The organism is Ruegeria sp. AH3, assembly GCF_056536265.1.
The window spans coordinates 1,683,653-1,692,696 of record NZ_JBQFJL010000001.1; the positions used below are offsets into that span (position 1 = coordinate 1,683,653).

General features: G+C 57.1%; 11 protein-coding genes. 3 read left to right on the top strand and 8 right to left on the bottom strand.

The genetic code is table 11. The features are described from left to right. The first annotated feature begins 45 nt into the window (after positions 1–45). A complete protein-coding gene (locus ACR3EM_RS08470) occupies positions 46–978 on the top strand; it encodes an AEC family transporter (RefSeq protein WP_480470281.1) in 933 nt (310 codons plus the stop codon). A gap of 63 nt (positions 979–1,041) precedes the next feature. Beyond that, positions 1,042–1,728, top strand: a complete 687-nt coding sequence (locus ACR3EM_RS08475; RefSeq protein WP_480470282.1) for a CbiX/SirB N-terminal domain-containing protein — start codon at positions 1,042–1,044, stop codon at positions 1,726–1,728. 22 nt (positions 1,729–1,750) lie between these two features. On the opposite strand, the gene ACR3EM_RS08480 is transcribed toward ACR3EM_RS08475, so the two are convergent. The 5 genes from ACR3EM_RS08480 to ACR3EM_RS08500 all read right to left on the bottom strand — a co-directional run bounded on the left by ACR3EM_RS08480 (position 1,751) and on the right by ACR3EM_RS08500 (position 6,125). Beyond that, the gene (locus ACR3EM_RS08480) at positions 1,751–2,749 is read right to left on the bottom strand and encodes a diguanylate cyclase domain-containing protein (RefSeq protein WP_480470283.1); all 999 of its coding nucleotides are present in this window, start codon (positions 2,747–2,749) and stop codon (positions 1,751–1,753) included. Further along, positions 2,746–3,333 (bottom strand): heme NO-binding domain-containing protein, encoded by a 588-nt coding sequence (locus tag ACR3EM_RS08485; protein WP_480470284.1) that lies wholly within the window; start codon positions 3,331–3,333, stop codon positions 2,746–2,748. Before ACR3EM_RS08485 ends, ACR3EM_RS08480 begins: the two co-directional genes overlap by 4 nt. 116 nt (positions 3,334–3,449) lie before the next feature. Then, complete coding sequence (locus ACR3EM_RS08490; RefSeq protein ID WP_480470285.1) at positions 3,450–5,009, bottom strand: trimethylamine methyltransferase family protein; 1,560 nt, start codon at positions 5,007–5,009, stop codon at positions 3,450–3,452. 119 nt (positions 5,010–5,128) lie between these two features. Then, positions 5,129–5,821, bottom strand: a complete 693-nt coding sequence (locus ACR3EM_RS08495; RefSeq protein WP_480470286.1) for an HAD family hydrolase — start codon at positions 5,819–5,821, stop codon at positions 5,129–5,131. 19 nt (positions 5,822–5,840) lie between these two features. Further along, the gene (locus tag ACR3EM_RS08500) at positions 5,841–6,125 is read right to left on the bottom strand and encodes a DUF3572 domain-containing protein (RefSeq protein WP_480470287.1); all 285 of its coding nucleotides are present in this window, start codon (positions 6,123–6,125) and stop codon (positions 5,841–5,843) included. Positions 6,126–6,214: 89 nt separating this feature from the next. Here ACR3EM_RS08500 and ACR3EM_RS08505 point away from each other — a divergent pair, with 89 nt between their 5' ends. Next, positions 6,215–7,615: a diguanylate cyclase gene (locus ACR3EM_RS08505; RefSeq protein WP_480470288.1), complete on the top strand. Its 1,401-nt coding sequence runs from the start codon at positions 6,215–6,217 to the stop codon at positions 7,613–7,615. A gap of 4 nt (positions 7,616–7,619) precedes the next feature. On the opposite strand, the gene ACR3EM_RS08510 is transcribed toward ACR3EM_RS08505, so the two are convergent. Genes ACR3EM_RS08510 through ACR3EM_RS08520 form a run of 3 tightly spaced genes read right to left on the bottom strand, consistent with a single transcriptional unit; the run spans position 7,620 to position 9,041 of the window. Next, positions 7,620–8,093 (bottom strand): periplasmic heavy metal sensor, encoded by a 474-nt coding sequence (locus tag ACR3EM_RS08510; RefSeq protein ID WP_480470289.1) that lies wholly within the window; start codon positions 8,091–8,093, stop codon positions 7,620–7,622. Beyond that, positions 8,090–8,434 (bottom strand): hypothetical protein, encoded by a 345-nt coding sequence (locus tag ACR3EM_RS08515; RefSeq protein WP_480470290.1) that lies wholly within the window; start codon positions 8,432–8,434, stop codon positions 8,090–8,092. Before ACR3EM_RS08515 ends, ACR3EM_RS08510 begins: the two co-directional genes overlap by 4 nt. Next, a complete protein-coding gene (locus tag ACR3EM_RS08520; protein WP_480470291.1) occupies positions 8,427–9,041 on the bottom strand; it encodes an RNA polymerase sigma factor in 615 nt (204 codons plus the stop codon). The genes ACR3EM_RS08515 and ACR3EM_RS08520 overlap by 8 nt, the downstream gene beginning before the upstream one ends. Positions 9,042–9,044: the final 3 nt, after the last annotated feature.

A 9,044-nucleotide genomic window follows, 5' to 3' on the forward strand; every position in this document is an offset into this window, starting at 1 on the left:
AGCCGGGCCGCTGCCTGCCCCCATCCCCTCCGCTATGGCCTCGCCATGTTTCAAAGCCTGATCGATGTTGTCCTACCAGTCTTTCTGGTGATCGGAGCCGGGTATCTGTCGACCCGATTGGGATATTTTCGCGAAGTTCATATCGACGGGCTGATGAAATTCACGCAGGGCTTTGCGATCCCATGCCTGCTATTTCTGGCAATTGCCAATCTGGACCTGAGCGCCAGTTTCGATCCTCGCCTGCTAGGCAGCTTCTATACTGCCGCAGGATTGTGTTTTCTGGCCGGTATGCTCGGTGCACGCCTGATCTTCGGTCGTGAGTGGGAAGATAGCGTCGCAATCGGCTTTTGCTGTTTGTTCTCAAACTCAGTTCTGCTGGGCCTGCCGATCACCGAGCGCGCTTATGGCCCCGAGAATCTGACCGGCAACTTCGCGATCATCGCCTTTCATTCCCCCTTTTGCTATTGCGTCGGCATCACGGTGATGGAGGTCTTCCGGAACCGCGGCCACGGTGGCGCAAGGATGATCAGATCGGTGCTGACCGCGATGTTCAAGAACGCATTGATCCTGGGCATTGGCCTGGGTTTCATCGTCAATCTGTCAGGTGTCGGCATCCCCACGGTGGTAGATGACGCGCTGAACCTGATCACAAGTGCTGCGCTGCCGGGGGCCCTGTTCGCTTTGGGCGGCGTCTTGGTAAAATACCGCCCCGAAGGTGACCTGCGCGCAATCATGTTTGTCTGCGGCGTTTCGCTGATCCTGCATCCCAGCCTCGTGTGGCTGTTCGGCGCATCGCTTTCTCTGCCGCAGGACCTGTTTCGTTCAGGCGTCCTGACCGCCGCGATGGCACCGGGCTTCAACGCTTATATCTTCGCTAACATGTATGGCCGGGCAAATCGGGTCGCCGCCTCGTCGGTTCTGATCGGAACCGGAGTTTCGATTTTGACGGTCTGGCTATGGCTGACCCTTCTGAGCTGACCGAAAGCATTGACTTTGCCCACCATCGAGACACCTATCGCAGGACCAAACTGGAGCCCGTATATGCCAAACGCAGTCATTGTTGCCCACGGTCAACCTTCTGACCCAGCCCCCGCCGAGGCGGCGCTGGCAACGTTGGCTGCGCAAGTCGACGCTCTGTGTGAACACGTTTCAGTTTGTTCGGCAACTCTGGCAGCTCCGGGCGCGTTGGAAGCCTGCCTTGATGGCCTGCCTACGAATACCGCTGTTTATCCACTCTTCATGGCGCGTGGCTGGTTTGTAACCAGTGCGCTCCCCAAACAGATCGGAGATCGACCGGTCAGAATTCTCGACCCTTTGGGCACTGATCCGGAACTGCCCCTGCTGGTAGCCGAGTCGCTAAGCGACGTGATGATCGACAAAGGCTGGAGACCTGAGGACACCGATCTTGTCATTGCAGCTCATGGATCTGGTCGCAGCCCCAATCCGGCCCGTGTTGCACAGGATTTCGCCCACGCATTGGTTCAGCATATTCCGTTCAAATCCGTCCATACGGGCTTTGTGGAGCAATCGCCTTCCATTGCGGATGCGGCGACCGGTTTTGAAGGGCTAGCAATCTGCCTGCCATTCTTCGCCTGTACCGGCGGGCACGTATTGGAGGATGTTCCGCAAGAACTGAAGCACGCCGCCTTTACCGGCCATGTCATGCCGGTAATATCCGAGTTGCCACAAGTCCAGCGCCACATCGCCAGAGTTCTGGGTCAGCTCTGAACCCAACCGTGCAGCTTTGCGTTCAACCGGGTTTATGCGCGCCCGACAGTTCCGAATAGAAACGGTGACAAGATCGACCATCTCGCTTTGCGGCATAAAGCGCCAGATCGGCAGCATGCAGGATATCGACTGCTTTGGGCGCCTCGAACTGAGTTGATAAGGCGGTTCCGATACTGCAGGAGATCCGACACTCTGTCCCGTCGAATTGCATCGGCTCGCATAAGCTCGAAATCATCCGACCAGCGACCCTGCCAAGCTTATCGCGATCTGTCATACCTTTGAAAATCAACACAAACTCATCCCCGCCAACCCGGGCAACCGTGTCCTCACCGCGCGTTTCGGCAAGCATGATACGGGCAGCCTGCTGCAATACATAATCCCCGGCGGCGTGGCCCAAACGGTCGTTGATAGACTTGAAGTAGTCCAGATCCAATTGCATCAGCGCAAAGGTCGCCTTCATCGAGATCAAATGGCCCAGTAGATGATCCATTGCTCGACGGTTCTTCAATCCGGTCAGCGTATCGGTATATGCCTGTTCTTCCGCCGCGAGCATGGCCCCCTGCAACCGCAAATTCAGCGACCTCGAAGCCTCCATCGCCGCAGACTTCGCCTCGACCAGATACAAAAGCTCAATCGCAAGATCGGTGCCCGAGAAATCCGCGCTTGTCAGAGCATAGTCCCGAACCGCATCCAGAATGGAAATGCCAAACGACAAATTGACGACGGTCCCTCCGCCATTTGGCATCGGCGCGATCAGACCTTTCAACGCAGTTAGAGGCGTGTCCTTGAACCTGAGATGCAACCTGGTTCCCGGCGTCGCTATCAAATCCGCGATGTTGGTAAACGATCTGGGCCGCAAGAGCTCAAAGATATCCAGAAAACTCTCGCCCGCCATTTGACGTTCAGGTCGCAACTTCTGAAGTGTTGGCCCAGCCTGAATGATCCGTCCCGTATCGTCCACCAGCACGAACATCGGACAAAGAGTTTCCAGCAACGAGGCCAGATCGCGCGTACACTTCATCCGCTCCGTGCCCCCAGATCGAAATGACGGCCTTTTGCAAACGCACTCTCTACCAAGGTGATCGAAATGACCTCGGCACCGTTTTGTTTTCCGTCATGGGTGAGAATTACCAATGCACCATAATCATCTGCCATGGCCCGCAGGACCCCCGTCATGACACTTGAATAACCCGGAAGGCCGGGAAAGCAGTGCAAACGATATTCAGTTGGTGAGTGTTCCCGCAACTCCAGCGCGGGCAGAACAAGATCTGAGACGGCAAGCCGAACCCGATCCGACAGATCATCCAGCGAATGCAGGAACTCGACATAGGTCACGCCGCCAAAGCGTAAAAGCCTGCGCAACCCTTCCATATTCGGGTGCGAAACGAGATAGGTGCCCAGATCCTCGAGAAATTCTGGCTTCGAACGTTCCAGATCCGCACACAACACATCCAGAACACGTACCGAGACATCTGCCCCGTAAATTAACATCGCTTCGAATTCGTCGAAATCCAACCCCGCGGCCTGCATCGCACGCAGCCAGCAGTGACGGCCATAGGTGGCGCAAACAAAGGATTGGATCGCCCTGTTGATCAGCCCATGCATGAAAAGCCCCGGATCAGAAATCCGGTCTAGATGACCCCAGAAAGCTTAACAAAAGCCCAAAATCCATGACTGGATTGAGACAATGCGTTGTAATCTCAGCTTGAAACCAAAGGGCATCAGAAGTCGGTCGGTGCGCCCCCTTCCGACTTTCGGCGGGCGACAAAATCGGCCAATTCGTCGCGGATCGCTTCGTCCAGCGCGGGGGGCTCGAAGGTGTTCACGATCTCCTTGAACATGTGATGCGCGCGTTCTGCAGTCCATACACCGCCAGCCGCTTCCCAGGCCTCGAAGTTCTTCCAGTCACTCAGGAAGGGCTGATAAAACGCGGTGGAGTAACGATCTTGCGTGTGTTGGATGCCAAAGAAATGCCCATCGTTGCCGACGGCACGTATGGCATCCAGCGCGATCTCATCCGGGCCGGTCGCGTTTATCTCTGGCTGCATATATCGCTGAATTTGCTGTAATATTTCGCAATCCATGATAAATTTCTCAGGGCTGGCAATCAATCCGCCCTCTAGCCATCCCGCTGCGTGATAGACCATGTTGGTCCCCGACTGCACTGCCGCCCAGAGCGAATTCGACGTCTCCCAGATCGCCTGACCGTCAGGCACATTGGCCGCGCATACTCCGGATGAACGCATAGGCAGCCCATAAAACCGCGCCATCTGTCCCGTCATCTGAGTCGAGCGCATATATTCCGGCGTCCCGAACGCAGGCGCGCCGGATTTCATGTCCACATTCGAGGTAAAAGTCCCAATCACACAGGGAATGCCGGGCCGGACGTATTGGAACAACGCAATTGCGCAGAGCGCCTCAGCCAGAGATTGCGCCACCGCGCCCGCCATGGTCACAGGTGCCATGGCCCCGGCAAGCGTAAAAGGTGTCACCACGATCGCCTGCCCGCGCCGCGCCAACCTCAGACAGCCGTCGATCATTGGGTGGTCGTGTTTCAGCGGCGAGGTCGAATTGATGTTGGTGTACATCCGCGGCGCGGCTTCGAACTCCTCGTGGCTGAGACCGCCGGCGATACGCACCATCTCCATCACATCTTCAACGCGCTCTTTGCCCAGAGAATAGGCGTGCATGGCCTTATCGGTCAGCGTCAGTTTATCATAGAGCACATCCAGATGACGAATGCTGGCATGGATATCGACCGGCTCAACCGGGTAACCGCCCGCAAAATGAATGCAGTTAAAATATTGCGTCAGTTTTAGCAGGTCCTGACACATCCGCCTGGTACCCGGGACCTTCTTGCCGATCTCCATATCCCAATAATTCGGCGGAGATGACACGTTTCCGAACAGCAGTGTACGACCACCTACCTCGATCTTGTGATCAGGGTTGCGCGGGGTGATCGTGAATTTGCTCGGGGCCTTGCGCACCATTTCCATGACGAAATCGCGGCCCATCCGAACATTGTCGCCGTTGATGGTGCAACCAGCCTCCCGTAGGATATCAAGCGCTTCCTTGTTGTAGAACTCGATCCCGATCTCTTCGAGGATACGCATCGCACCTTCATGAATCGCCTCAACCCCGTCGGGTCCCAAAGGCTCGGTCGGTCGATCTATGTTTATCGGCGGGTTCCAAGGCATCTGATCGATAATGGCACTGCCGCGACGTGCGGCAGCGCCAGCGCGACCGCCACTGCGTCGTTTGCGAGTTCTGCTGTCGGCCATGGCTATCCTCCGGACGCTGCTTTCTTCAAGCAAGCCCCGAACACCGAGTAATGGCCGCTCTGTCTGCGACAATAGATGTCGGTTTCACCCTATATCATGGCGATTTTCAACTCAGTTGTTCAGCAATTAGCTAACCAGCCGGGGATATGCCCGATATCGGGCAGCACAACATCCGCCAACGGCTCCAGCATCTGCGCCGGGGCCATTCCCGTCAAAACACCAATCGTCACCATGCCCGCTGCACGCCCGGCCTCGAGGTCATGCAGGCTGTCACCCACCATGGCAATTCGCGACGGGTCGATGTCGATATGTTTGGCAAAGGCCAGCAACTGCCCCGGCCCCGGCTTGAACCCATGGCCACTGTCATATCCGGCGACGAAATCGAAGTGATCCCGCACACCAACCGAGTCGAGATGCTGCAGCGCCGGCATCTCTCCATCATTTGTGGCAACGCCTAGCTTCAATCCAGCCTGCCTCAAACCTTCAAGAAACGGCGCCAGTGGCACAGATGGAATCTGCCGCGCCTCTGCCGAGGCTCGGTTTAGGGTGTCAACAAGCTCTGACCTAGGTGTCTCGGGCAGATGAGGCTTTAAAACCTCGGCGACTTCATCGACCGTTCCGGCGATTACGATGCTGTCCGCCTCATAGGTTTCTTCAGTATAATCAAATCCGATGGCTTTACCCATTTCGGATGCAAGCTGCGTGTCGCCTACCGACAAGCGCTCCAGTGCGACGCGCCCGAAAGCACCCCATGTGGCGGCAAAGTCAAAAAGTGTTCCGTCCTTGTCGAACAATAAGGCATCGATAGGCATTCAAAGAGGCTCCTACAAATTAAGTCCAGTGCATTTCCGATGGTCCCGACAGCATCGCACGGGCCTGACCCGGCTGATCATAAGGGACGGAATTGGCGTCACAAAAGGCGATCACCCACGAATCGTCAAGCATCAGGAAATCGAGAACCGAGGTCAGAAACTCCGCCTCACCCGCACGCGCGCGCAGGTCTTCGGTGGATGCCCCACTGGCTCCCAGAAAAACGGGCAACAGCTCATCATTTCCAACCAGCCAGCTCAGAACTTTCAAGGCCAGGGTTTCGGCGGCATCGGCAGATATCGGCATTATCTGGTCCCGGATCGTCTCTTGGAAAGGGTTTGTTAACCAGACTCATAAACACTTTGGCAATGCATGCAATCAAACGGTGAACGGCCATGTCCGAGCAAGGCACCATACTCGTCCTCGATGGCGTTTCGACCAATCGCATCATGCTCAAGGTGCAGCTGACAGCGGCTTGGTATCACGTCGTACAGGGCGAGAAAGTGGCGGGCCTGTCCGCTTTGCTGCGGCGTACGCGGCCTGATCTTGTTCTGACTGCTCAAACTCTGCCGGATGGATCAGCAGCAGATGTCAAAAGGTTGATGCAGTCGGACCCTGCTTTGGCGGACGTGCCGATCGTGGCCATCGCTCCACAAAATGACAAGGCAGCACGGCTTCGCGCGCTTTCAGACGGGTTGGACGATGTGCTTGGCTATCCTCTGAAAGATACGCTTTTGCTGGCCCGTGTCCGCAGCCTTTTGCGCGCGCGCGCTGATAGACAAGATCTCAGTGTCAAAGACGCATCGCAGTCGATCGGGTTTGCCGAACCCGCTGCCACGTTGATCGCACCTCACCCTGCGGCTCACATCGCGGTTCTGACACATACGCCCCGTACCGGAGCGCTGTGGAGTAAAGCACTGTGTGCTCAAACCCGACATCGGTTGAGCATCCATACCTTGCCGAACCTGCAGGGTGTCCTCGGCGAAGCGCCTCCGGATGCCATCGTCGTCGAACTTGGAGCGGACAGCTCTGCATCCAAGTTGCTTGCCGATTTACGCTCGCGCAGTGGCACGCGGCACACGGTATTGATCGCGGTACTGAAGGACAATGACGCAAACCTTGCCGCCGAAGCGCTTGACCGAGGTGCGGACGCCGTTTGCATTGGAGGCTTCAACGCCGACGAAATATCCCTGCGACTTGAGACGCAGATTGCCCGTAAAACCCGCGATGACAGGCTGCGCGACACATTGCGACAGGGTCTGACGGAGGCGTTGACTGACCCTCTGACGGGTCTGCACAATCGACGCTATGCCTTGCGCGCGCTCGACCAGATTGCGCATGATTCACTGCGCACCGGGCGTGGTTTTGCCGTCATGCTGGCCGACCTTGATCATTTCAAATCCATAAACGACCGTTTTGGTCATGCCGCAGGCGATTGTGTGCTGTGCGAGGCCGCGCGCAGGATTCGGACCGCAATGGGTCCTACTGGATTCGTCGCCCGCATTGGCGGAGAAGAGTTCATGATTGGCCTGCCCGAAACCTCGACCAAGCAAGCCTTGCAGCAGGCTGACAGCGTCTGCAAAAGCATTTGCAGCACACCCTTCCAATTGCCCGATCACCCCACGTTGATCCCGGTTACGATCAGCGTCGGCCTCAACTTGTGTGCCCCCAGAGATCTGAGCCAGCCCAGCACAGCTGATCCGGTCAATCAACTTATCCGATCTGCTGACAAGGCGCTTTATGCGGCCAAAAAAGCAGGCCGGAATCAAGTACATATCCGGCTATCTGCGGCCTGACAGGTCAGTCCCGTTTTTTGTGTTTGCGTGCCCCGTGCTTGACCACTTCCTCCAGCCGATCGGCATAGGCTGTACGCTCTTCGTCATTCATGGCCGAGATCTGCGCCAGCCATTGTTGATGAAGCGCTTCTTGAAGATCCGCAGTTGCCTGCGCCTGTTGTTCCAGCAGCGCCTGAACCGCAGCGGGTTCAAATGGCACAACCCTCAGCGCTTGACTGAGCGTGCTGAAATCCTGCTGGCGCCGGTGCGAACCTTTGCCACGCAGAGCTGACAACTCACCCCGCAGCGCTTTGCGTTCTGATTTCGGGAGTGCATGATAAAGCGACGGCCCGAAACCAGGAGGGGCAGCGACGCGGTCCTGGCCTTTGAATCTCAGGACTGTCCCAAGGGCGACCCCGGCCACCATCAAGTTCAGAGCCAGCGAAACAACCAGCAGAATCGGCATCCATCGACGTTTGGGTGCAGGCGCATCTGTCATTCCGCATCCTCCAGAAAGTTATCATCCAAGCTCAGGTCGGCGATCAGAAAAGTCGTCTCTGATGACACAAAATACTCTGCCGGGTCCGGCAGGAAAGATGGTGCAGAAAATCCAATCCAAACGCCCGCGGCGCTGGCAGCCACAAGTCCGCCCAACCCTTGCCAGCCGCCGATCGACCCCATGCGCCAACGCCATGTCGGTCGCGCCGCCTGTGCAACACGCGCCAATCGCAGCGCTTCGGCGTCAGTTTCGATCCGAACTGCCAGATCGTCAGGAAACTCGTCACGCGTGGCGCGCGCCTGCGCAAACAGACCTTCCAGTTCCTTGCCATGATCAGCCATGTTCATACCCCAGTTCATCCTTGCGCCCAGCCAGTATCGCCGTCAAAGCCCGTTTGCCCCGCGCGGTCAGACTTTCAACCGCTTCAACAGAAATCTCCATGATCCCTGCGATCTCGGGATTGGACAATTCCTCGATATGCCGCAAAACGACGGCCTGTCTTTGCCGGTCCGGCAACTGATCCAAGGCATTCTGCAACGCGTCCCGTCGCGCGACCTCCTGCATCTTGTCGACCACACTGGCAGAGCCGTCTTCGGGTTCGGGCGCATTCTCCAACGTATCAGGCCGCTTTTGGCGCCGCAGATCCACGCACAGATTCAACGTCACACGATAAAGCCAGGTCGATATCTGCGCCTGCCCGTATACCCAGTCCGGGGCCATCTTCCACAGGCGCATCATCGCCTCCTGTGTGACGTCTTCGGCCTCGGCCCGATTGCCCAGCATTCGCAATGCTACCGAATAGCAGCGCGGCCCCAACCTGTCTGTCAGCAGACGAGCGGCATTGGCATCGCCATCAGCGAACAGGTCCAACAACGCTTCGTTGCTGGGCTCGGGCATGGCGGATGAACCGCCATGCACCATGTCCGGATAAGAGGTCAGATCCTCCATCCT